Below are 24,781 nucleotides of genomic sequence, written 5' to 3'. Positions count from 1 at the left end.
ATAGAACAATTCGAATTTGATTTGAAACAAAAAAGAAAAAATGACAGTGTGATATATTTCACGTTGTGGCGATAAGGGTCTTCTGGTATATTTATCCCCCGTCCAGAAGAAATCTATTTCCCTCATTCAACCAATTTCAGGTTAAACATGACGACAAATTACATTTTTGTTACTGGCGGGGTTGTATCCTCTCTAGGTAAAGGTATTGCAGCAGCATCTCTAGCGGCTATTCTCGAAGCTCGTGGTCTTAAAGTGACTATGATGAAGCTTGATCCGTATATTAACGTTGACCCAGGCACAATGAGTCCAACTCAGCACGGTGAAGTATTTGTTACCGAAGATGGTGCAGAAACAGATCTAGACCTTGGTCACTATGAGCGTTTCATTCGTACCAAGATGACTAAGCGCAACAACTTCACCGCTGGTCGTGTTTATGCTGATGTTTTACGTAAAGAACGCCGTGGTGATTATTTAGGCGCAACTATTCAGGTTATCCCTCATATTACAAATGCGATAAAAGATCGTGTTATCGCAGGCTCAGAAGGTCATGATGTCGCTATCGTTGAAGTCGGTGGCACTGTCGGCGATATAGAATCTTTGCCGTTTATGGAAGCTATTCGTCAGTTAGCGGTTGAATTAGGTCGAGAACGTGCGATGTTTATGCATTTGACACTGGTTCCTTATCTTGCGGCTGCTGGTGAAGTTAAAACGAAACCTACTCAGCATTCTGTCAAAGAATTGCTCTCTATTGGTATTCAGCCTGATATTTTGGTGTGCCGCAGTGATCGTGTGATCCCAGCAAATGAGCGCAAGAAGATTGCTTTATTTTGTAATGTACCAGAGAAAGCAGTCATCTCAATGAAAGATGTTGACTCTATCTACAAGATCCCTCAACTGATTAAGTCTCAAGGACTTGATGATCTTGTATGTGCGCGTTTTGGTATCACCGCAAATGAAGCTAACCTTTCTGAGTGGGAGCAGGTTATTTACGAAGAAGCTAACCCTACTGGTGATGTAACCATTGGCATGGTTGGTAAATATATTGAACTACCTGATGCGTACAAGTCCGTTAATGAAGCCTTGAAGCACGCAGGTTTGAAAAACCGCCTTAATGTTACTATCAAATACGTAGACTCTCAGGATGTTGAGAGCAAAGGTGAAGAAGCTCTCGCTGGCCTTGATGCTATTCTAGTACCTGGTGGGTTTGGCGACCGTGGCATTGAAGGTAAGATTCGCGCGGTTCAGTATGCTCGTGAAAACAATGTACCGTATTTGGGGATTTGTCTTGGAATGCAGGTTGCCTTGATAGAATACGCTCGAAATGTTGCAGGCCTTGAAGGCGCGCATTCGACAGAGTTTAACAAAGAAACGAAATACCCAGTGGTTGGATTGATCACTGAATGGGTTGACGATGAAGGTAAAGTTGAAGAACGCACTGAAAGCTCAGATTTAGGTGGAACAATGCGTCTTGGTTCTCAGTTATGTCACTTGGAAAAGGGTACCAAAGCACGAGATATGTACGGCAGCGCTACCATACATGAGCGTCATCGCCATCGCTACGAGGTAAATAACGTACTTCGGCCTAAAATCGAAAAAGCTGGGTTAAAAGTGTCTGGTTTGTCTGCGGATAAGAAATTGGTTGAGATGATTGAGAATCCAGCTCATCCATGGTTTGTAGCCGCTCAATTTCATCCAGAATTTACCTCAACACCACGAGATGGGCATCCATTATTCGCTGGCTTTGTCAAAGCTGCAGGGCAATTTTCCCGCGGTGAATTTGAGAAGTAAAAGGATACAGGTGGCCGCATAATTTTGCGGCTGCCTTTTAAGTTTGACATTCATATTTGAACGAGAGGAATCATCAATGTCTAAGATCGTTAAAGTTCTAGGTCGTGAAATTATCGACTCACGTGGCAATCCTACAGTAGAAGCTGAAGTTCACCTAGAAGGTGGATACGTTGGTATGGCGGCGGCTCCTTCTGGCGCTTCAACGGGCTCACGCGAAGCTCTTGAACTTCGTGATGGTGATAAAGCCCGCTTCTTAGGTAAAGGTGTTCTTAAAGCTATTGGCGCAGTAAATGGAGCGATAGCGGAAGCTCTAGTAGGTAAAGACGCGAAAGACCAAGCAGCCGTTGATGCAGTAATGATTGACCTAGATGGTACTGAAAATAAATCGAACTTTGGTGCCAATGCAATCTTAGCTGTATCTCTTGCTAATGCAAAAGCAGCAGCTGCGTCAAAAGGTATGCCTTTGTTTGAGCACATTGCTGAGCTAAATGGTACTCAAGGTCAATTTTCTATGCCTCTACCTATGATGAACATCATCAATGGTGGCGAACATGCAGATAACAACGTTGATATTCAAGAGTTTATGATTCAACCTGTTGGTGCTAAAACGTTAAAAGAAGGTTTACGTATTGGCGCAGAAGTATTCCACAACCTAGCGAAAGTATTGAAAGCGAAAGGTATGAGTACCGCTGTTGGTGATGAAGGCGGCTTTGCTCCTAACTTAGAATCTAACGCGGCGGCTCTTGCTGCTATTAAAGAGGCAGTTGAGCTTGCAGGTTACGTACTTGGTAAAGACGTGACACTTGCTATGGACTGTGCTGCATCTGAGTTTTACGACAAAGAAGCTGGTAACTATAACATGAAAGGTGAAGGTAAAGTCTTTACTTCTGAAGAGTTTAACCATTACTTGGCCGGTCTAGTTGAAGAGTACCCGATTGTCTCTATTGAAGATGGTTTGGATGAATCTGACTGGGATGGCTTTAAACACCAGACTGAACTGCTGGGCAGCAAGATTCAACTTGTTGGTGATGACCTATTTGTCACCAATACTAAGATCCTTGCTGAAGGTATCGAAAAAGGCGTTGCTAACTCGATCCTCATCAAGTTTAACCAGATTGGTTCTCTAACTGAAACGCTTGCAGCAATTAAAATGGCTAAAGATGCTGGATACACAGCGGTTATTTCTCACCGTAGTGGTGAAACTGAAGACGCTACTATTGCTGACTTAGCAGTTGGTACAGCAGCAGGCCAAATCAAAACGGGTTCTATGAGCCGTTCTGACCGCGTTGCTAAATATAACCAGTTAATCCGTATCGAAGAAGCTCTAGGTGGACGTGCGCCATACAATGGTATTAAAGAAGTTAAAGGTCAATAATTTATTGATATCTAAATAGCTTTAGTAAAAATCGCCTCTAAGTTAGAGGCGATTTATTATTGTAATTATTCAGTTTTACACGTCTGCTATGGGTTTAATGGGCTGTTCTTAGGCAATGTTTTGCGAAAGCTTCTAATGGCTTCTATTCTTCGTTTCTCCATTTCTTCACGAATCGCTCCATCTTGAAATCCATCTTTAATAATTTCTTGGACATTAATAGATAAGGCAGCTTGATAGGCCTGTTCAAAAAGGGTTTTCTGAGGATAATCTGTCTTTTCATATCCAGTACGCCCACGACTATCTGCCATGCAAGCAAGTAATACTTCTTTTAATCGCTCTGGTTTACGCCAAACATCGAAACTGTTAAGCACTTTCAGTATCGTTTCTGCCCTTAATTCTTCTGCACTATGTATATTTGAATGTTGTTTACAGACTATTAAAGCTAACTCTCGATATTCATTCGGTACTCGTATCCGGTCGCATAATTGCTTGATAATATTTTGGCCAGTATGACAGTGCTTCTTATGGCTAGGCCACTCAGCCTTTGGGGTGACTCCTTTACCTAGATCATGCATTTGTGCGGCGAAGCGAACTTTTGTTGATGGCGTTAAAAGTGCAATTTGTTTGGCAACTAATAAATTATGAATACCCGTGTCTATTTCAGGGTGCCATTTTTCTGGTTGAGGGACACCAAACAAGCCGTCGAGTTCTGGAAGAACGACTTTTAGTGCTCCGCAGTTACGAAGTGCTGATAAGAAAACTTGTGGGTCTTGAGTAGAAAGAGATTTATGCCATTCTTGCCATACACGCTCAGCAGTTAAATGCTCAAGCTCTTTGGACATGACAATTTGCTTCATTAAATCTTGAGTTTCTTCAGCAATAGTAAAGCCGAGATGCTGAAGTTTGGCAGCAAAGCGTGCGACTCTAAGAACACGTAGAGGATCTTCGACAAAGGCACTAGAAACATGCCTTAGGATACGATTATTTAGATCGGTTTGACCACCATAGGGATCGATTATCCTCCCCTTGCTGTCTTGAGCCATGGCATTGATGGTCAGATCGCGGCGAAGAAGATCTTCTTCAATAGTGATATCAGATGAAAAATAACAATCAAACCCTTTATACCCAGATCCTGTTTTTCTTTCTGTTCTTGCTAAGGCATATTCTTGTTTGGTCTCGGGATGTAAAAAAACAGGGAAATCTTTGCCTACAGCTACAAATCCATTTTTGATTAAATTGTCAGGAGTGGCGCCTACAACAACCCAATCTTGGTCATGGACGGCAATGTTAAGTAATCTATCGCGCACCGCGCCACCAACTAGAAATATTTGCACAGGTATCCCTCTTATATTCGGATATTTGCATTGGCTATTAGTGCTAGCAATGTTACTTTTCTTATCAGTAAATTCCCAGAGATGAGAGACATGTATAAGAAACATTTTGGATTCACAGAGCTGCCTTTTTCGATAGTACCAAGCTCTCGTTTTTTATTCCAAAGCCAACGACATAAAGAAGCCATGTTTCGTTTGCAAGCGGGTCTTGGGGAAGGTGGTGGATTTGCTATGCTATCTGGTGAAGTCGGCACAGGGAAAACCACTTTAGTTAGAACGTTACTAAAATCTCTGGACAGTGACACTCAGACCGGCCTTATCCTTAATCCCACTTTTTCAAGTTTAGAGCTGCTTGAAGCGATTTGCGATGAGTTTTCAATTGAGTATCACTCAGGTGGCACACTTAAACAATTTAACCAACAGATTCATGATTTTTTACTTAGTAGTTACGCTAATGGCATTCAAACTTTATTAGTAATTGATGAGGCTCAGCATCTTTCTGCCGAAGTGCTTGAGCAATTGAGATTATTAACAAACTTAGAAACGGATAACCAGAAACTACTACAAGTGCTGCTTGTTGGACAGCCTGAACTTCAGCAGAGGCTGAAAATGCCTCAGTTGCGCCAGCTTGCACAACGTATTACGGGTCGATACCATTTATTACCTTTAGATGTTAAAGAAGCCACACTGTATATTCGTTATCGTTTAGAGTTGGCTGGTGGAGATAGCGGTTTATTTTCGTCTAAGTCATTAAAATTTATCTCAGAACATTCTTTTGGTATTCCGCGATTAATCAATCTAATTTGTGATGCAGCATTAAAGCAAGCCTATAGGATTGGGGAAACAATCCCAAGTCATTCAAGTGTTGAAGTTGCTTGCCGGGAAATCATGAGCTTTCAATCTTCCTACCAATTTGTTGAGTCAGCTCCTCGTAGCTCATCCTGGTTAAAAGCCAGTGCTATTGGAGCAGTATTCACAGCGGTAAGCTATTGGATGGCTCCCCAATTGGTAGATAACCTGATTCATCAGTATATTGTTGAAAAGTACCCTCCTCAGGTTGTCAACATGGTTGAAGAGGAAGTCTTCCCACCTCAATTAATGCATACACTCTCGCAGTCTGATAATTTTCAGCAGTCAATGGATGTGCTCTACCGTGTGTGGGGAATTCAGGCTTCTGTTGTTGAGCGACTGTGTCGGCAAGGAAGTGAAGGTGCTTTTCGATGTGCACAGTCAAATGGTACGCTTTCCGTATTGAAGGAAGCAAATGTACCAGTGTTATTGACTCTAAATAGTGAAGGGCGACAGAGTTATGCAGTCTTGTATAAGTTAGGTGATGAAATGGCTCAATTATTGGTGGCTGAGCAGAGAATTGAGTTACCAATTGATAAGCTAATGAGTTTATGGAAAGGGGAATACTATCAGGTTTGGCGAGGTTATTGGCATCAAACGCTTAAGCCAAAAATGTCTGGGCCTGCGATTTATGAATTGAATAGGCGTTTGTCTAAAGCATTAGGTGAGTCTGAAGTAGATAGCGACTTTTATGGTAATGAATTGATAAATAAAATTAAGTTATTTCAACAATGGCAAGGTTTACATGTTGACGGTATCGCAGGACAAAAAACATTACAGCGTTTAGAAAAGCTCTCTCAGGATGAAGCACCTTCACTTGAACAGCCTAAGGGAGAGGTATAATGTCGAAAGTATTACAAGCATTAGAACATTCAGAGCAGAATCATCAGACATTCAGTACATTTGAATATAGGCAACCAACGATAAGCAAATCAGTGCAACGCGCAGTTCCGATCTGGCTACTTGCGACTCTCGTTTTTACTCCAGCATTTTGGGGGGGAGTTGCAGGCATTTATCATAATTACAATGAGCAGTTGGCCGCATGGGAAATAGCTAATCAGCCTCAATCACAAGTGCAGAAAATTTCATTTCAGTATTACACTCTAAACTATCCATCATTTGGCACTCTTCGAGAGACCTATGATTTTTTACCTCCAGTAAGTGTTAAACCAGACACATCCACATTGATACCTGATGCCATTTCTCCTCAGCAAGAAGACAAATCACCAGCCATTGTAGACAATGATAGCCTGATAGAAAATTTAGACTTGTCTGGATTGTCTCCAGAGCTTGCGCTGCGCGTTGAATCAGCACTCGACAATCGCGAAGTATCTAGCCAAAGTAGAAACACGTCTGATCTTGTACTTAATAGTCGTGAGTGGCAGGGTAAATTACCACCTCTTGATTTCCAGACTCATGTTTATTCAAGTAATCCAGACAAACGTTGGGCTAAGATAAATGGTACTGAGTATCGAGAAGGGGACTGGATAAGTGAGGATATTCAACTTCAGAATATAGAGTCGCAGTATAGTGTTATCTCTTTCAATGGTTTAGAGATTCAGGTGCCTGCACTATATGATTGGCAAGGATAAAAGGTCGCGTATGCGACCTTTTTAAACCGTACTCAATTTAGTCCACAAAGAAATTTATGCCCAGCCCGAAGGTGAACGCTTTCTACGTGGAATAATATGAGGAAGAATAAGACCAAATAGTAAGCCGATACCAGCGACGCCGCCCCCGTACATAAAGTACTTAAGCAATAAGTCGTCCTTTTGCGTATCTAATTTAGCTCTTAGGTTGCGGACTTCTTCCTGTGATGCCGTCAACTGCTGGCTAATTTCACCATGGCTTTTTTCTAGATCAGCGATTTGACGGTTTCGATTTTCTAAAGACCCGGCTAACCCTGCTTTTTCTTGATCAGCATTGGAACGTGCGTTGGCGAGTTTAGCTTTCACATCAGACAATTCTTTTTCAATCTTAGGTAAGCGCAGCGCCATGCTCTCACGAGTGGTGACAAAGCGGCTTTCAACCCAGCCCTTACGGCCTTTACTGTCTTGGATTTGAGTATACCCAGTATCTTTATCAGCGGTTAGGTAAGTCACCCTATCCCCTGCATCGACACTGCCGATAATTCGGAATTGGTTACTCGGACCTGAGTGCATGTAGGTAAATAAGTTATCTGCGATGTAACGGCTTTTAGCTAATGCGACGGGTGTAACCAATATTGAAGCTAAAACCAAGCAAACCAGTTTTTTCACGATCAATCCTTTAACAGTTTTTTCTAACACTTTCTGGGTAAACAGCCCTTAATAACAAATAGTAAGTAGTTTCAGGCGCTACTGCAACAAAGAAGGGAAGCTAAGCCTCCCTTTCTGTGGATTTGAGTCAATAATGACAGCGAGTTAACACATCATTGACCTTATTGATTAAGTAAATGCTGCTTGAATGATATAGAAGAACACAACGGCAAGTAGTGCGCCTGCGGGAAGAGTAACAATCCATGAAGCTACGATGTTTCGTACCACACCTAGATTTAACGCGGCAATACCACGTGCAAAGCCAACACCTAGCACGGCACCGACAAGCGTTTGAGTGGTAGAAATAGGAAGTCCTGTACCAGAAGCTAGAACGACGGTACATGCAGTGGCAAGCTGAGCTGCAAATCCACGACTTGGTGTTAGCTCAGTGATGCCTGTTCCAACAGTAGCCATCACTTTGTGTCCTAGGGTTGCTAAACCCACTACGATCCCTAAGCCACCAAGAGGTAAAATCCACCATGCAATTGAACTTTTATCTGTAATCTCACCCATATGCTCAATTGTAGAGGCTATTGCTGAAAGAGGACCAATTGCGTTTGCCACATCATTTGAACCATGGGCGAATGCCATTGCACAGGCAGTGATAACCATTAGAACGCTGAATATACCTTCCACACCAGCAAACCCATGATCATCTTCACGGCTGGAGAATTTTTTCTGAATATACAGATATCCACCCACCATAACGATGGTAGAAACTATTGCCGCACATACCCAAGCTTCACTGTTAGAAAGGTGAAGCCCGACGTGCTTTAAACCTTTTTTAATTGTTACTAGTGCAATCACCATGGTAGTGATGAACATGTATATGGGGACAAAGCGCTTAGCATTAAATAGTGGTTTCTCAGTATCAAAAATCAGCCGTTGTGCACTGACAAAAATGACGTAAGCGAAGAATCCAGAGATAATGGGTGTAATAATCCAACTCCCTACGATTCCTTTGACTGATCCCCAATCGACGGCCTCTGTACCCACTGAAACACAGGCAAAACCGATAATTGCGCCTATTATGGAGTGAGTTGTCGATACTGGCCAGCCCATATAAGAAGCGAGAAGTAACCAAGAGCCTGCAGCAAGTAGAGCAGACATCATACCAAAGACAAGGACATCGGGTTGGCTGGCAAAGAGTGATGTTTCAATTACACCTTTACGAATGGTGTCTGTCACTTCTCCGCCGGCAAGGTAAGCCCCCGCAAATTCAAAAATCATTGCGATAATGATCGCTTGTTTTACGGTTAATGCTTTAGAACCTACTGATGTTCCCATTGCATTGGCAACATCATTTGCGCCAATACCAATAGCCATCATAAAGCCAAAAATGGCCGCAATAATAATCAGGACAGTGCCGTAGTTCGCAAGGATATCCATCGTAATACCTAGTTGTTGATAACAAGCGGAGCAAATCAGGCACGACAAAACCCCTTAGCGTCAAATAATCAATCGCTTATTAGGGGGAGTGTTTAAAATGCTCTTCGTTATTTAGTTACTTAATGTTTATGAACGAGACAGCATGAGTTCAAGGCGTGCACCAACGCGTTGCGCCTGATCTGCTATGCCACCTACCCATTCAAGAATTTTATATAGAAACATCACATCGATTGGATTCAGACTATCTTCGACTGCCATTAACTGCTGGCGAAGAACGATCTGCATTGCATCGGTGTCATCTTCAATTTCATCTAGCTGGTGGATCATCTCAGCCACAAGTGTCACTTCGCGGCCTTTGAATCCAGTTTCCAACAACTCATCGAGTTCGTTGATTACTTTTTGCGCTTGATTAGCCGCGTCAAGACAACGTTTGACATACGCAATAAAGTTTTTTTGGAGAGGTTCGGGGATAGTTAGTTGTCGGCCATATACACGGCCAGCAATGTCTTTGGCTAGGTTTGCCAGCTTGTCTTGCTGTGTGAGAAGTTCGAGCATATCGCTGCGATCAACAGGCATAAACAAACCGCGAGGTAGTTTTAGACGAATTTCACGTTTTAAAACATCGGCTTCTTTCTCTAAATGCGAGATTTGTGCGCGAATTTCTGATGCTTTCTCCCAGTCTCCTTTCGAACTGACTTCAAAGAAGTTGACTAGGTGTGAGCAACATTCGTTCACACACACGACGTGGCGTTGCAAAGGCTTGATTGGGGACTTTGCAAATAACCCCATAATTGTATTTACTGGCATGGTCATTCAACCTATTAATATAACCTAAAAAAAACATATACCATTCATGGCGAAATGTTGAACGATGGCTATAAAGGCGCGCATGTTAACGCATTAAATCCATCATTAAAACTGTTTTAGATCATCATTGCGGTGATATTTCTTTCTTGCCCAGTTTGAAAATTGGCAATATTCTGTTTGTATCTGCTTTTAAAGGGCTAGCTATGGAAAACGAGATTGAACTGAAATTTTTTGTTTCTCCCGAATTTTCAAATACTTTGCAAGAGAGAATTACGCAAGAAAAAGTACTCCAGCATAGCCGTCGTGAGCTGGGTAATATTTATTTTGATACGCCGGATAATTGGTTACGTGTTCATGATATTGGTCTTCGCATTCGTCGTTTTGACGATGTGTATGTCCAAACCGTCAAAACGTCTGGCCGTGTTGTGGCTGGTTTACATCAGAGACCCGAATACAATGCAGAGCATAGCAGCTATGAACCTCTGTTGAGCCTTCACCCGTCAGATATATGGCCAACAGGCAAAGATATTGCGTTCTTACAGTCAGAAATCGCTCCCATTTTTACTACTGATTTTATTCGTGAGCAGTGGTTGATTACGATGCAAGATGGCAGCCAGATTGAAATAGCGTTTGACCAAGGAACCGTTGGGGCAGGTGAAAAACAGGAGCCTATTTGCGAAATTGAGTTGGAGTTAAAGTCAGGGCAAACTGACGCTTTGTTTACACTGGCTCGCCGCTTGTCTGCACATGGAGGCCTTCGCCTTGGAAATTTGAGTAAAGCGGCTAAAGGTTATCGACTTGCAAGTGATTATCAAGGTGATGAGGTTAAGCCATTAGCTTTGGTTAATACAGATAAACACGATACGGTGGAATCTTGCTTTATACATTCCCTTGAACATGGTTTGTCACATTGGCTTTATCATGAACAAATCTATGCTGAGCGAGTGTCAATCGAAGCATTACACCAAATAAAAAGCGCTATTAGCTTTATTCGCCAAGTGTTTACCGTTTACGGTGGTCTTGTCCCGAACCGGGCAAGTGCTTTGATCCGTCAAGAGTTGAAATGGTTAGAGCAATCATTGGAATGGCTTAATGATTCTGGTTACCTTGAGGCTTTACTTGAAGATAAGGGACACGCTTTACGTAAACTTGACGCGCGTAAATTTCTGGTTGGTGAGCTAAGGCTAATCCAAGAGTCTTTGCCAAGTCGGGAGGATATGCTAACCCTATTTAACTCAGCGAGATATATAGGATTGCTGCTTGATCTTAGCCGTTGGATTTTAACTCGAGGCTGGCGGCCTTTTCTTGATGATAAATCCGGAGAAAAAATAGCCCTGACTATTGAACCTTTCTCTTGCAAACAACTCGATCGTACTTGGGCTGAATTGATGGAAGCCTTTCCTCCAGAACGTTCTATGTGCAGCCAGGATTATATCGATCAACGGTATAGACTGATGCGTAATTTATACACAGGCGTAAGTTTTGCCAGTTTGTTTGATGCCGAAGAGCGCAATCGTTTTAGGCTGCCATGGAGTGATTTACTGCACGGTATTGATGATTTACTTAAACTTAGAGCATTAGATAAACTTGTCGATAAGTTAAAGGGAGAAGAGCATGATCAGCTTCAACGCTGGCTCTCTCGTCAAGAAAGGTCTATTTTACACGCAATGGAACAAACACGAGTAATTTGTATAGAAGCACAGCCTTACTGGCAAGATTAGACTAGTCCCCTCTAGTAATAGGAGGTGCTATGACTTCCTATTGCTATCTTCTTGTTTTTCAAGGTGGTCTAGACGTTTAAGTATCTCTTGCTGTTGATCGAGCACTTTAAGTAATAGCCGTTCTTTATTTTCTGAGCGCTGCGCCTGAACCTCTGTCGGTGATGTGATAAGCGAAGTAATAAGGCCAGAAATCATACCAAAAATCCCCACTCCACAGATAATTAGCCCTGAAGCGAGAATCTTACCTGCATTGGTGACAGGAAAATGGTCTCCATAGCCTACCGTTGAAATGGTGACTAGTGCCCACCATATCGCATCTCCTCCCGTTTGAATGTTTGCATTGGGCGATTTACTTTCCAAAAATAACATGATGCTTGACCCTATGGTAAGTAATATCACCATGAGCAGTAATATAGAAGCAAGTGTAGTTTCACGGCGGTTGATCACCAACTGCTTGATTAAAGAGCGGCTCGAACGGATAACCAAAATGACGCGTAAGATGTGAAATAATCGCGCAAATCGCAGCGGTTCAACCATTGGAATGCTGGCAATAAAATCTACCCAATGGCGCTTGATATATTGCAGTCGATCTGCAGAACGGATCCAGTCAATCGTGAGTTGAAGAAGGAAAATACTGCAGATAATAAAGTCTAAGCTGATCAGGACTTGGCGTGTAGGTTCTTTAAGTGGGAAAAACAGTAATGCGGAGATCACAAATAGTGCCATAAATGACAGTATTAGTGATAATAAGCTCATTGGTTTTACATCATCTTTGATATCATTTTTTTCCATATTTTAACTCAATTTGATGCTAACTTTTCATTTCAAGATCATAATGAACGGCAGTCGTATATGTTCTTATTGTGTGTGAAGTTGCCGGTAACTATATAAGAACTAGCGAAGAATTAACAATGACAAACATAGCATTTAAGTCATGAAAGAAAGTCATAAAGTATATTCAAATACTGCTGATAGAAGAGCAGTATTGTTGAAAAAATGAATCAGAATCTAACTAATGTTCGTCAGTTAGCTGACGATTAGGTTGTTGCCGTTTTTTGAGTGACTCGACATGTTAGAGAAAATGCAAAAATACGTAGGTTCTGATGTTAAGATCGTATCTTTCATAGTTAGAATATTTTTAATACACCGCCTCTGATTGTTAGTAGGTATTTTTTATTGTTATAACACCGTTATCAACCTTTTCACTAATTCAAGGAAGAACCATGCCATTGCCCGACGAGCTTGTTTGTGTGTCCCAACATGCGCTAGAACCTCTTGCTCAACATGATGCGATCCAACAATGGTCCAAAGCTCTGCGTGAACAACTGAGCTATATTGCGGGCTTGAGTCAGTTTGTCGTGGAGTCGTTACAAAAAGATCAATATCTACAAGAGCATTTGCCCGAAATGTTAGAGCAGCCGTCTCGATATAAAAGCTATCGCTCTAGTCTGGCTAAATGTCTGGTTAATTGTAACGATGAGACACAAGGACACAGAATATTAAGGCAATTTCGTCGTCGTGAAATGGTGTACATTGCATGGAGAGACTTTCTTGGTGATTGGGATTTAGAGCAAAGTCTTGATCACATATCCAAGTTAGCTGAAGCCATGCTTTTCGAAACTTATCAATGGCAATATAGTGCTTGTTGTAAATTGTGGGGAACACCCTGTTGTTCAAACGGTGAAGCCCAGCCAATGTTGATCATTGGCATGGGTAAGCTTGGAGGTGGTGAACTCAATTTTTCTTCTGATATTGATCTTATCTTTACCTACCCAGAAAATGGAGATACGCAGGGCACAGCTCGGAGTATATCGAATGCTCAGTTTTTTACTCGTTTAGCTCAACGAATTATCAAAGCCTTAGATCAGCAAACTTTTGATGGTTTTTGTTACCGTGTTGATATGCGCTTGCGTCCTTTTGGTGAAAGTGGCCCTTTGGTCATGAGCTATGCCGCTTTGGAAGACTATTACCAAGAGCAAGGTAGAGATTGGGAACGCTACGCAATGATCAAAGGTCGAGTGATGGGCAAAGAAATGTACTCGGAATATCGATTGTTGCGTCAGATGTTAAGGCCTTTTGTCTTTCGGCGTTATATAGATTTTAGTGCCATACAATCATTGCGCAGAATGAAGTCAATGATAAGTAGTGAGGTTCGGCGACGTGGTTTTATAAACAATATCAAGTTGGGAGCAGGGGGAATTCGTGAAATAGAGTTTGTCGCTCAAGTATTTCAACTTATTCGCGGTGGCAGAGAACCTAGCTTACGTCATAGAGGGCTATTAAAAACTCTGGTTGCTATTGAAACATTAGAGCTGTTATCACGAGATCAAGTGGCGCATCTACGGCATGCGTACCAATTTTTACGGCGTTTAGAGAATGTTTTGCAAGCAATGACAGATCAACAGACTCAAACTCTACCAGAAAATGAGCAAGAACAATTGCAATTAGCAGTCGCATTGGGCTTCTCAGGTTGGCCTTCTTTGTTTAAAGAAACACAAGCGCATATGCAAAATGTACATCTGGTCTTTACTAGCTTGATTGGTGATGACGAAGAGGAATCATTAGAGGTTGCCAAGCACTTCCATGAATTATGGGATATGGTAGAAAAGTTGGATGTTATTGAAGGGATTCTTGCTCAAGATATAGGAAGCCAAGAATGGGCAGAAATGGCACAAACTATTATCCTTTTCAAGCGGGATCTCGCTAAAAAGACACTTGGACCAAGAGGGCGAGAAGTCCTTAACCGTTTAATGCCAAAGGTTTTTGGTGCAATATATTCACATCGTGATGCGAAGTATGGGTTACCACGAGTACTTCATTTATTAAACAAGATTGTCACTCGTACCACCTATTTAGAATTATTGGATACATATTCAGCGGCTCTAACTCAATTAGTACGCCTTTGCACAGAAAGCCCAATGATATCAGAGCAACTTGGCCGTTATCCTATTTTGCTTGATGAGCTGATTGATCCACAACATCTTTATAATCCAATTCCGTTTGAAAGTTATCGTTCAGAATTACGTGATTTTCTAGCCCGTATTCCAGAAAATGATATGGAGCAGCAAATGGAGGCGTTGCGTCAGTTCAAGCAAATCTGTATTTTGCGTATTGCTGCGGCAGATATTGCCGGCGCTTTACCTGTGATGAAAGTCAGCGATCACTTGACGTATCTTGCAGAAGCCATTGTAGAATCTGTGGTCAATCAAGCTTGGCTGCAAATGGTTGACAAGTATGGGGAGCCTACTCACCTTAAGGATCGAGATGGTCGAGGTTTTGCCGTAATTGGGTATGGTAAAGTTGGAGGGTGGGAACTTGGGTATAATTCAGACTTGGATATTGTCTTTATCCATGACTGCCCGACAGACATTTATACTGATGGGGAAAAAGTGCTTGATGGTCGGCAGTTTTATCTTCGTTTAGCACAGCGCATCATACATCTATTTTCGACTAGGACCGCTTCGGGCACGCTGTATGAGATAGATACGCGTTTGCGTCCATCAGGTGTGTCTGGGCTTCTTGTAACTACGACTCAAGCTTTTGAAGAATATCAGCAAAATGATGCATGGATATGGGAGCATCAAGCATTAGTGCGTGCCCGTATGATTTATGGTGATTTCGCTCTTAATAAGGCTTTTTCACTCATAAGGCACCATATTCTCAGCCAAATGCGTGACGAGGCTCTCCTCAAAAAAGCAGTGGGTGAAATGCGTATTAAAATGCGTGAGCACCTTGGGGGGAAGAAATCAGGTCGCTTTTTGCTTAAGCAAGATCCTGGTGGTATCACAGATGTGGAGTTTCTCGCTCAATATTTGGTCTTGAGGTATAGTCATGAAAATCCTAAGTTGACGCGTTGGAGTGACAACGTGAGAATTTTCGAGTCCTTGATAGCTCAAGGTGTGATGGAAGAAACACCTGCAATAGCGTTAACCTCTGCGTATACTACGATGCGCAATCACATTCACCATCGTAACTTGCTCAACTTAGATGCAGATGTTGATGAGGAAAAGTTGTTTAAAGAGCGAGAGCTTGTAAAGGCTCTCTGGCATGAGTGGTTAGAATAGGTTTAGCGCTTTATCTGCCTGTGTTAGACTTTTGCTCGAATTAGAACTTGGAGATCCACAATGAAACCAATCCTACCGAACTATAGTGATTCAGGCGTATTGATTATCGGTGACGTAATGTTAGACCGTTACTGGTATGGCCCGACTGGGCGTATTTCTCCAGAAGCGCCAGTCCCTGTAGTAAAAGTAGAAAATAATGAAGAGCGCCCAGGTGGTGCCGCTAACGTAGCAATGAATATTGCTTCTCTCGGTGGACATGCTCATATTGTTGGTTTGACGGGGATTGATGAACCAGCCAAAGTTCTTAATGAGACGTTATCTGCTCTCAAAGTAAAGTGTGACTTTGTGGCTTTACCCAGTTATCCGACCATCACAAAATTGCGAATATTGAGTCGTGGTCAACAACTAATTCGTTTGGATTTTGAAGATAAGTTTGAAAACACTGAAGCAGAACTTATCCTCGATAGGATGGAACAGGCCCTCCCTAAAGTTAAGTCAGTGGTACTGTCTGACTATGATAAAGGGGCTCTAGAACATGTTCAGCTGTTCATTCAAAAAGCACGAGCAGCCAAAGTGCCAGTTTTTATCGACCCCAAAGGTGCTGACTTTGAACGTTATCGTGGTGCGACCTTATTGACTCCAAATTTAACTGAATTCGAACTGGTTGTTGGTAAGATTAAAACAGATCAAGATTTAGTTGATAAGGGCTTAGCCCTTATTGATGAATATGACTTTGAAGCACTTCTTGTGACTCGAAGCGAACATGGAATGACATTATTACGTCGTGGCCAGGAGCCATTCCACCTGCCTACTTTAGCAAAAGAAGTATTTGATGTGACAGGTGCTGGAGATACGGTTATTTCAGTTCTTGCCGCTTCAGTTGCATCTGGTAAACCTCTTGATGAAGCTTGTGCTTTGGCTAATGCAGCGGCTGGTGTTGTGGTCGGTAAGCTTGGTACTTCAACGGTATCAACAATAGAACTCGCAGAAGCGGTTCATGGAAGTCAAGATACAGACTTTGGTGTAGTAACTGAGCAATTATTGGTTGATGTTGTAAAAAATGCGCAGTCTAAGGGAGAGAAAGTAGTGATGACTAACGGTTGTTTCGACATTCTTCATGCTGGGCACGTTTCTTATCTTAACCATGCGGCAAAGCTTGGAGATCGTCTCATTGTTGCTGTCAACACTGATGAGTCAGTAAAAAACTTGAAAGGACCAGGACGTCCTGTCAATCCAACGGATCGTAGAATGGCCGTTCTCGCAGGTTTAGGGGCTGTTGATTGGGTAGTACCTTTTGAAGAAGAAACGCCACAGCGTCTTATTGCAGAAGTGTTACCAGATATGCTGGTTAAAGGCGGTGACTACAAGCCTGAAGATATTGCTGGTGGTAAAGAAGTGATCGTTAACGGTGGGGAAGTCAAGGTTCTCAACTTTGAAGAAGGCTGTTCAACCACTGAAATTATCGATGCAATTAAAGGTGAAAGAGGGTAAATCCCATCTTAATAAAAATGGAGCTAGGAGCTCCATTTTTATTGCCGAATGATAGAACGAGTTACTCGTCTAAGTCACCACAAAAGCGGTAACCTTCTCCATGAATGGTTGCAATAATTTCTGGGGTTCCAGATACAGATTCAAAGTGCTTACGTATTCTTCGAATCGTGACATCAACCGTTCTGTCATGGGGTTTTAGATCTCGACCTGTCATCTTTTTTAACAGATCTGCTCTTGTTTGAATTTTGCCCGGGTTTTCACAGAAGTGAAGTAAGGCTCTGAACTCGGAGCGAGGAAGTTTGTAATCCTCACCACTAGGGCTGACAAGTGAGCGGCTATTGATATCTAAAACCCAGCCGTTAAATTCATATTTTTCTACACTGCGTTTATCTTCACTAAAGGTGCTGGAGCTCATTGAACGATTAAGTAGGTTACGAGCTCGAATAGTTAATTCTCTTGGGTTGAATGGCTTGGTGATGTAGTCATCAGCACCTATTTCAAGGCCTAAAATTTTGTCAACCTCGTTGTCACGTCCAGTCAAGAACATTAACGCCACATTGGCTTGCTCACGAAGCTCGCGTGCAAGTAGAAGGCCATTCTTCCCTGGTAAATTAATATCCATAATCACCAGATTAACCTGATTGTCAGACAGCACCTGGTGCATCTCTTCACCGTCACTGGCCTCAAAAACAGCGTATCCCTCTGCTTCAAAAATACTCTTTAGAGTGTTACGAGTTACTTGCTCATCTTCGACAATAAGAATGTGCGGGGTTTGCATTGGCGGTACCTAAACTTGTGAAAAAATTGTGCTAATAGAATAAATTCTAGGCAAAAACCTAACATACAGGTAATGTGATGTTGATAATAAACCAAAGATTTTAAAAGTACATCGTTTCTTTGATTGCCCGCCTTCCTTGGGTTCAATACGTTCTTGAGATCCTTTATCTTGACGCTTTCTATTAGTATTGAAGTGAATTCTATAATGTTAACAGCATGCTAACAATCTCAGTATGTTAATTCCATTCACTTTGTTGATTTATATCAAGAGTTAGAATGTAACAAAAAATAATCGTCGATAACATATTTAAAGCTTGGATGATATGGCAATAGATAAATTTCTTTGGCAGCAATATTCAGATCCTTATTTTACGTTTGTTCACCCACTCGTATTTGAAGAATTTGCCATTCTCACCGCGTGGAACCCATATAGTCAATGGCAATCTAAAGTAGAAAATGATCGTAGTAATCACAGTCTAGTTGAAGAATTTGGTCATACTTACTTTAGTGAAGTTTATGTGGGTGATAGGAACTTCAGTTGGGTTGAAACTAGCTTTGCAGTCGTAATCTCGGAGCAACATGCTTTATATTTGGGACAAAAATATAAGCAGAATGCTATTTACTATGTGATAAATGATGAGTTGTATTTGTTATCTTGTTTAGCAGACCAAACAAAAGTTTATCTTGGTAGTTATTTACAACGATGTAGGTAATGCTAAAGGTATTTTATGGAGGAGCAATGAAAGATATAACACCGGATATATGTGATAAACATGAAGATAAAGTAACCTCGTTGGTTATACCATTGCACACTTTTGGTAACAAATATTCATTCTGGGGAGAAATAGTCACTGTACGCTGTTATCACGACAACTCGAAAGTTATAGAGATGTTAAGTCATAATGGCAAAGGAAAAGTGTTGATCATTGATGGTCATGGCTCTTGCCAAGAAGCTTTATTTGACGGTCCACTTGCTATTTTGGCCATTAACAATGACTGGGAGGGGGTTATTATCTACGGAGCTATTCGTGATGCCGGAGCGATGGCTGAAATGGAATTTGGAATAAAAGCATTAGGTACTAGCCCTTTTAAAGCGGATAATAATGGATCAGGTGAGGCGAATATGACTTTGACTATCCATAATCAAATGATCCAGCCTGGTGATTATGTCTACGCGGATTGGAATGGGGTCGTTATGTCCACAGAGTTGCTTGATTGGTGATAATGAGTGTTGTTTGGTGTGTTGAAGCTTTAAAAACGAAAGCCAATACCAACTTCAACACCTTGCTGCCATTCTTGGTGTTCGAGAGTGGCATGAATATCGAGATTTTCAGTTAATCTCATTCGGCTAGAAACTTCTGCCGAAATCATGGTTTCATTGCCTAAAGTAGAACTTTCCTCTTGATAAGAATGAAGAGAGCTCTGTACTGACACTCTGGGGGTTAGTTGATAACTAACGCCACTCAAAAAACCACTTTCATTTACAGTTGCACTTTGATTGATGCGAGCCCCTACGTAGACATCTATTTTATTAAATAGATTATATGAATAACCACCGTCAATTTTCCATGTATCAAAGTCATGTTGATCGGATTCACTTAGCAGGAAAAGTTTGTGTGGGGAGGTTTTTTTTTGTGATGGTAGTTCAGGTAGTTCAGCGGCTATTGATGAACAGGCTGTAAGAGCAAGCAAAAGGTTAAGTTGTTTTTTCATTTGCTACTCCTTGTTTAAATTTCCCCACCGCACGATCAAGTAAAGCATAAAATGCAATCATCGCTAGCTACATTTGCGATAAAATTATTAATTAAATATTATGAAACTAATTACCTATTGTTTTTATCTAATGTAACTTGTTGAAGTGTTTGGAAGAAGAGTGATATACAAGTGAAAATAAAAAAGCAAAAAAAAAATCATTGACTCATGATTGATAAATAGGTTAAACGTATGGGTAAGAAAATACACTATTAACGAAAAATCGCATATGCATAATTTTAGCCTATCAGTAATGACCACAACCATTATTATTACCGACATCACATATGTTGGGGCAGGCTGCTAAGCGAAATAAATTCAAAAAAAGGCCTGTATCCAATGAGATACAGGCCTTTTTTTATATCCCTTTACAAGCATTTGGAGGAAGGAATGCGTGTTTTAAAGTTTGGTGGCTCATCATTAGCTAATGCAGATAGGTTTCTGCGAGCAGCTGATATTATTGCCAATAATGCCCAGCAAGAAGAAGTTGCTGTTGTACTTTCTGCACCAGGAAAAACAACCAATAAGTTAGTTGCGGTTATTGATGGGGCGCTGAAAAACGGTGAAGCTGAGTTACAGATAGTTGCTCTGGAAGCTTCCCTGCGAGAATTGCATCAAGAGATAAAACAAGCTCTACCTAATCTCAATAGCACTGGATATGATAGCCAAGTTAGCGCCTCTTTAGGTCAGCTGCGTCAGTTTGTGCATGGGATAAACTTATTAGGTATGTGTCCAAGTAATGTTAACGCTCGTATCATAAGTAAAGGTGAACGCGTTTCAGTTCAGCTGATGAAAGCGGTCTTGGAAGCTAAAGGTCAACCAGCCAGTCTGATTGACCCTGTTAAGTATCTCTATGCTCAAGGAGATCCCTTAGAAGCTATGGTTGATGTTGAAGTATCCACTCAAAACTTCCGTCAAAATCCATTACCAAAAGGAAGTGTCAACATCATGCCCGGCTTTACAGCTGGAAATCAAGAAGGCGAGTTAGTGACTTTGGGCCGTAATGGTTCAGATTATTCTGCGGCGGTTTTGGCTGCCTGTTTACGTGCTGAGTGCTGTGAAATCTGGACAGATGTAGACGGTGTTTATAATTGCGATCCTCGCTTGGTAGCTGACGCGCGCTTATTGAAATCCTTAAGCTATCAAGAAGCGATGGAGCTTTCATACTTTGGTGCCTCAGTACTTCATCCCAAAACTATTGCTCCTATTGCCCAGTTCCATATTCCTTGCTTAATAAAAAATAGTTTTAATCCACAAGGCGCTGGAACACTGATTGGTCAAGATACTGGTGAAGATAAGTTATCCATTAAGGGCATTACTACACTTAGTGACCTGACAATGGTCAATGTTTCTGGTCCAGGTATGAAAGGTATGGTGGGAATGGCAAGCCGAGTATTTGGCGCCATGTCATCAACGGGTGTGTCGATTGTTTTGATAACTCAATCTTCTTCAGAGTACAGTATTAGTTTTTGCATTGAATCTGAAGATAGAGTTACTGCTGAGCGAGCACTCAATGACTCGTTCGAACTTGAGCTAAAAGAGGGTTTATTAGAGCCTGTTGACTTTATAGATGATGTCGCAATTGTGACCTTAGTTGGTGATGGAATGCGAACTTCGAGAGGCGTTGCTTCGCAGTTCTTTTCTTCATTGGCTGAAGTTAATGTGAACATTGTTGCTATTGCTCAAGGTTCGTCAGAGCGTGCGATTTCTGCTGTGATACCCGAAGATAAAGTATCAGAAGCGATTAAAGCGTGTCATGAAAATTTATTTAACTCAAAACACTTCCTTGATGTTTTTGTGGTTGGAATTGGCGGAGTAGGCGGTGAACTAGTTGATCAAATTCAGCGCCAGCAAGTGAAGCTAGCGGATAAAGGCATCATCCTTAGAGTGTGTGGGCTTGCCAATAGTAAAGGTTTGCTGCTAGACAGTGAAGGTTTGCCTTTGGATCATTGGCGCGATCGCATGAATGATTCAACTGAAGAGTTTAGCCTTGCTAGGCTTATTGCTTTGGTTCAGCGTAATCACATTATCAATCCGGTATTGGTTGATTGTACTTCATCTGAATCAATTGCTAATCAATATGCTGATTTCCTAGCAGCAGGGTTTCATGTCGTGACACCAAACAAAAAAGCCAACACTGCTAGTATGGCTTATTATCACCAGCTTAGAGATATTGCACGCAGCTCTCGCCGTAAACTGATGTACGAAACAACAGTAGGTGCAGGCTTGCCTGTGATTGAAAACTTGCAAAATCTGATTTCGGCAGGCGATGAACTAGAACGGTTTAGCGGTATTCTTTCAGGTTCACTTTCCTATATTTTCGGTAAGCTGGATGAAGGTATGACATTAAGTCAGGCAACTAATATAGCCAAAGAAAATAGTTTTACTGAGCCTGATCCTAGAGATGATCTGTCTGGTATGGATGTTGCGCGTAAACTATTGATCCTAGCTCGTGAAGCTGGAATGAATTTAGAGTTAGAAGATGTGATTGTTGAAAAGGCATTACCACCTAGTTTTGATGACTCTGGGAGTGTCGAAGAATTCATGGCTAGGCTTCCTGAAGCTGATGCGTATTTCCAAAAGCTCTCTAGTGAAGCGGCAGATGAAGGAAAGGTGTTGCGCTATGTTGGCGAAATTCTTGATGGTCAGTGCCGTGTCAGTATTTCTGCAGTTAATGATAATGATCCAATGTTCAAAATAAAAGATGGCGAAAATGCTTTGGCTTTCTACAGTCGATATTACCAACCAATTCCGCTTGTATTACGTGGTTATGGTGCTGGTACAGAAGTGACAGCAGCTGGTGTATTCTCCGATGTTATGCGTACGTTAGGATGGAAACTAGGGGTTTAAACGAATGAGTATTGGTATGGATGTCGTTGTCTACGCACCAGCGTCGATAGGTAATGTCAGTGTGGGTTTTGATGTCCTTGGTGCAGCGGTGTCTCCAGTGGATGGGACATTGCTAGGTGACCGAGTGATGGTAAAAGTTGGCAAGGAACCTTTTCGCTTAAAAACAGCTGGAAATTTCGTTTCTAAGCTACCACATAACCCTAAAGAAAATATTGTTTATGATTGCTGGCGAGTGTTTGCAAGAGAATTGGATAAAAAAGGTATTGCCTTACTGCCTTTAGAGATGACTCTCGAGAAAAATATGCCTATTGGATCTGGTTTAGGCTCCAGCGCTTGTTCGATAGTCGCTGCCTTAGATGCGTTAAATCAATTTCACGGTAATCCGCTTGAGCAAACGCAGCTTCTTGCACTGATGGGTGAAATGGAAGGGCAGATCTCTGGCGGTGTTCACTATGATAATGTTGCTCCATGCTTCCTTGGTGGTGTGCAGTTAATATTAGAAGAACTAGATATTATTAGTCAGGAAGTCCCTTGTTTTGATGACTGGTATTGGGTTATGGCCTATCCGGGAATAAAAGTATCTACGGCAGAGGCTCGAGAAATTCTTCCATCTCAATATCGTCGCCAGGATATTATTGCGCATGGAAGACATTTAGCTGGTTTTATTCATGCTTGTCATTCTAACCAGCCAGAATTAGCAGCTCAAATGATTAAAGATGTGATTGCGGAACCATATCGAGAAAAACTATTGCCGAGATTTTCTGATGCTCGAAAGTATGCTGCGACAGCTGGCGCTTTAACTACGGGAATTTCAGGCAGTGGGCCAACACTATTTAGTCTATGCAAAGAGAAAGATGTCGCTGAGCGAGTCGCTCGTTGGCTAGAACAAAACTACATACAAAATCAAGAAGGGTTCGTCCATATTTGTCAGCTAGACAAGCAGGGATCCCAAGTAACAGGAAGTGAGCTATGAAGCTTTACAACATAAAAGAAAATGATCAACAAGTGTCTTTTGCTCAAGCAGTACGTCAAGGCTTAGGGCGTAACCAAGGTTTATTCTTTCCATCAGAGTTACCAAGTTTTGAGGATGTTGATGCGTTATTAGCGGAAGACTTTGTTACTCGTAGCACAAAAATCCTTTCAGCTTTGATTGGTGATGAATTGTCAGAAGAAACAGTCAACGCGATAGTCGATGCGGCTTTTCAGTTCCCAGCACCGATTAAGCCGGTGACAGGTAATATCTATGCATTAGAGTTGTTTCACGGCCCGACACTTGCCTTTAAAGACTTTGGTGGCCGTTTTATGGCTCAGTCATTAGCAGTGGTTTCTGATGGTGGGAAAATCACAATTTTAACCGCTACATCAGGTGATACTGGCGCTGCAGTGGCTCATGCTTTTTATGGTATGGAGGATATTAATGTCGTTATTCTATATCCAAAAGGCAAAATTAGTCCATTACAAGAGAAGCTATTTTGTACCTTAGGTAACAATATCCACACAGTAGCGATTGATGGTGATTTTGATGCCTGTCAGGCGCTTGTTAAACAAGCGTTCGATGATCCCAAGTTGCGCGGTGATATAGGACTGAATTCAGCAAACTCAATTAATATTAGCCGCTTAATGGCCCAAGTTTGTTATTACTTTGAAGCTGCAGCGCAAATGAGTAAAGAGCAACGTAATAACTTAGTTATTTCAGTACCAAGTGGGAATTTTGGTAATTTAACTGCTGGGCTTTTAGCGAAAGCGTTGGGACTGCCTATCAAGCGCTTTATTGCAGCGACCAATGTTAATGATACAGTACCGCGTTACTTGGATTCGGGTAATTGGGAGCCTAAACCTACAATAGCAACGACTTCAAATGCAATGGATGTAAGTCAGCCAAATAACTGGCCGCGTATTGAAGAGCTATGCCGTATTAAAGAGTGGGGGTTAGAAACGCTTGGTAAAGGTGCTGTTACTGATGAGCAGAGTGCTCAGTCTGTACAAGTGCTTTTTGATATGGGTTATTTATGTGAACCTCATGGAGCGATAGCTTATCGGGTATTAGATGAACAACTGAAAGAGGGTGAAACGGGGTTGTTTTTATGTACTGCCCACCCTGCTAAATTTAAGGAAGTTGTTGATGATATCCTCGATTCTAATATTGACCTTCCGGGGCCGCTCGCCAAGCACGCTGCAATGGATCTGCTTTCAGAAGATTTAGCCAATGATTTTGAGTTACTAAAAGAAGTGCTTTATCGAGTACAAGGATAAAAGTAATCATGTAAAAAGGTCATTTTGGTGATCTTTT

19 protein-coding genes and 1 other annotated feature are annotated in these 24,781 nt (G+C 41.7%); of the genes, 12 read left to right on the top strand and 7 right to left on the bottom strand.

Annotated elements, in window-relative coordinates; genetic code table 11:
- The first annotated feature begins 147 nt into the window (after window positions 1-147).
- Both KO511_RS11085 and eno read left to right on the top strand, forming a co-directional pair.
- The gene (locus KO511_RS11085) at window positions 148-1,788 is read left to right on the top strand and encodes a CTP synthase (protein WP_215987492.1); all 1,641 of its coding nucleotides are present in this window, start codon (window positions 148-150) and stop codon (window positions 1,786-1,788) included.
- Between the two features lie 76 nt (window positions 1,789-1,864).
- Window positions 1,865-3,163: a phosphopyruvate hydratase gene (gene eno / locus KO511_RS11080; protein WP_215987491.1), complete on the top strand. Its 1,299-nt coding sequence runs from the start codon at window positions 1,865-1,867 to the stop codon at window positions 3,161-3,163.
- 86 nt (window positions 3,164-3,249) lie between these two features.
- Here eno and KO511_RS11075 read toward each other — a convergent pair whose 3' ends face one another.
- Window positions 3,250-4,497: a multifunctional CCA addition/repair protein gene (locus tag KO511_RS11075; protein ID WP_215987490.1), complete on the bottom strand. Its 1,248-nt coding sequence runs from the start codon at window positions 4,495-4,497 to the stop codon at window positions 3,250-3,252.
- A 90-nt stretch (window positions 4,498-4,587) separates the two neighbouring features.
- Between KO511_RS11075 and KO511_RS11070 the strand changes: the two genes are divergently transcribed.
- Together KO511_RS11070 and KO511_RS11065 are read left to right on the top strand one after the other, a co-directional pair.
- Window positions 4,588-6,186 (top strand): ExeA family protein, encoded by a 1,599-nt coding sequence (locus tag KO511_RS11070; RefSeq protein ID WP_215987489.1) that lies wholly within the window; start codon window positions 4,588-4,590, stop codon window positions 6,184-6,186.
- Window positions 6,186-6,935 carry a general secretion pathway protein GspB gene (locus tag KO511_RS11065; RefSeq protein WP_215987488.1) on the top strand — a complete coding sequence of 250 codons (750 nt, stop codon included), beginning with the start codon at window positions 6,186-6,188 and terminating at the stop codon, window positions 6,933-6,935. The genes KO511_RS11070 and KO511_RS11065 overlap by 1 nt, the downstream gene beginning before the upstream one ends.
- Window positions 6,936-6,989: 54 nt before the next feature.
- Here KO511_RS11065 and KO511_RS11060 read toward each other — a convergent pair whose 3' ends face one another.
- From KO511_RS11060 to KO511_RS11050, 3 genes are all read right to left on the bottom strand, one after another.
- Complete coding sequence (locus KO511_RS11060) at window positions 6,990-7,601, bottom strand: TIGR04211 family SH3 domain-containing protein (RefSeq protein WP_215987487.1); 612 nt, start codon at window positions 7,599-7,601, stop codon at window positions 6,990-6,992.
- 168 nt (window positions 7,602-7,769) lie between these two features.
- Window positions 7,770-9,029 carry an inorganic phosphate transporter gene (locus tag KO511_RS11055; protein ID WP_215987486.1) on the bottom strand — a complete coding sequence of 420 codons (1,260 nt, stop codon included), beginning with the start codon at window positions 9,027-9,029 and terminating at the stop codon, window positions 7,770-7,772.
- A 126-nt stretch (window positions 9,030-9,155) separates the two neighbouring features.
- On the bottom strand, window positions 9,156-9,836 hold the full coding sequence (locus KO511_RS11050) for a TIGR00153 family protein (RefSeq protein ID WP_215987485.1): 681 nt from the start codon (window positions 9,834-9,836) through the stop codon (window positions 9,156-9,158).
- Between the two features lie 203 nt (window positions 9,837-10,039).
- Here KO511_RS11050 and KO511_RS11045 point away from each other — a divergent pair, with 203 nt between their 5' ends.
- Window positions 10,040-11,557, top strand: coding sequence for a CYTH and CHAD domain-containing protein (locus tag KO511_RS11045; protein WP_215987484.1), 1,518 nt, complete (start codon window positions 10,040-10,042; stop codon window positions 11,555-11,557).
- A 27-nt stretch (window positions 11,558-11,584) separates the two neighbouring features.
- Here KO511_RS11045 and KO511_RS11040 read toward each other — a convergent pair whose 3' ends face one another.
- Window positions 11,585-12,349, bottom strand: a complete 765-nt coding sequence (locus KO511_RS11040; protein ID WP_215987483.1) for a potassium channel family protein — start codon at window positions 12,347-12,349, stop codon at window positions 11,585-11,587.
- Window positions 12,350-12,780: 431 nt separating this feature from the next.
- Between KO511_RS11040 and glnE the strand changes: the two genes are divergently transcribed.
- Window positions 12,781-15,621 carry a bifunctional [glutamate--ammonia ligase]-adenylyl-L-tyrosine phosphorylase/[glutamate--ammonia-ligase] adenylyltransferase gene (gene glnE, locus KO511_RS11035; RefSeq protein ID WP_215987482.1) on the top strand — a complete coding sequence of 947 codons (2,841 nt, stop codon included), beginning with the start codon at window positions 12,781-12,783 and terminating at the stop codon, window positions 15,619-15,621.
- A gap of 60 nt (window positions 15,622-15,681) precedes the next feature.
- Window positions 15,682-17,112, top strand: a complete 1,431-nt coding sequence (gene hldE / locus KO511_RS11030; RefSeq protein ID WP_215987481.1) for a bifunctional D-glycero-beta-D-manno-heptose-7-phosphate kinase/D-glycero-beta-D-manno-heptose 1-phosphate adenylyltransferase HldE — start codon at window positions 15,682-15,684, stop codon at window positions 17,110-17,112.
- 61 nt (window positions 17,113-17,173) lie between these two features.
- Here hldE and arcA read toward each other — a convergent pair whose 3' ends face one another.
- Window positions 17,174-17,890 (bottom strand): two-component system response regulator ArcA, encoded by a 717-nt coding sequence (gene arcA / locus KO511_RS11025; protein ID WP_215987480.1) that lies wholly within the window; start codon window positions 17,888-17,890, stop codon window positions 17,174-17,176.
- Between the two features lie 322 nt (window positions 17,891-18,212).
- Between arcA and KO511_RS11020 the strand changes: the two genes are divergently transcribed.
- Both KO511_RS11020 and KO511_RS11015 read left to right on the top strand, forming a co-directional pair.
- A complete protein-coding gene (locus KO511_RS11020; RefSeq protein WP_215987479.1) occupies window positions 18,213-18,602 on the top strand; it encodes a DUF3293 domain-containing protein in 390 nt (129 codons plus the stop codon).
- A gap of 26 nt (window positions 18,603-18,628) precedes the next feature.
- Window positions 18,629-19,111 carry a putative 4-hydroxy-4-methyl-2-oxoglutarate aldolase gene (locus KO511_RS11015; RefSeq protein ID WP_215987478.1) on the top strand — a complete coding sequence of 161 codons (483 nt, stop codon included), beginning with the start codon at window positions 18,629-18,631 and terminating at the stop codon, window positions 19,109-19,111.
- Between the two features lie 29 nt (window positions 19,112-19,140).
- On the opposite strand, the gene KO511_RS11010 is transcribed toward KO511_RS11015, so the two are convergent.
- Window positions 19,141-19,602 carry a hypothetical protein gene (locus KO511_RS11010; protein WP_215987477.1) on the bottom strand — a complete coding sequence of 154 codons (462 nt, stop codon included), beginning with the start codon at window positions 19,600-19,602 and terminating at the stop codon, window positions 19,141-19,143.
- Between the two features lie 281 nt (window positions 19,603-19,883).
- Window positions 19,884-20,002, top strand: a sequence feature (Thr leader region).
- Window positions 20,003-20,031: 29 nt separating this feature from the next.
- Here KO511_RS11010 and thrA point away from each other — a divergent pair.
- Genes thrA through thrC form a run of 3 tightly spaced genes read left to right on the top strand, consistent with a single transcriptional unit; the run spans window position 20,032 to window position 24,744 of the window.
- Window positions 20,032-22,491 carry a bifunctional aspartate kinase/homoserine dehydrogenase I gene (thrA, locus tag KO511_RS11005; protein WP_215987476.1) on the top strand — a complete coding sequence of 820 codons (2,460 nt, stop codon included), beginning with the start codon at window positions 20,032-20,034 and terminating at the stop codon, window positions 22,489-22,491.
- 16 nt (window positions 22,492-22,507) lie between these two features.
- Entirely contained in the window at window positions 22,508-23,464 is a 957-nt protein-coding gene (gene thrB, locus KO511_RS11000) for a homoserine kinase (RefSeq protein ID WP_215987558.1), read from the top strand.
- On the top strand, window positions 23,461-24,744 hold the full coding sequence (gene thrC, locus KO511_RS10995; protein WP_215987475.1) for a threonine synthase: 1,284 nt from the start codon (window positions 23,461-23,463) through the stop codon (window positions 24,742-24,744). The genes thrB and thrC overlap by 4 nt, the downstream gene beginning before the upstream one ends.
- Window positions 24,745-24,781 lie beyond the last annotated feature (37 nt).

This window comes from Vibrio hepatarius (genome assembly GCF_018860525.1).
GTDB lineage: Bacteria > Pseudomonadota > Gammaproteobacteria > Enterobacterales > Vibrionaceae > Vibrio > Vibrio hepatarius_B.
The sequence above is the reverse complement of the archived record's forward strand: the minus strand, read 5'-3'. Positions and strand labels throughout refer to the sequence as shown.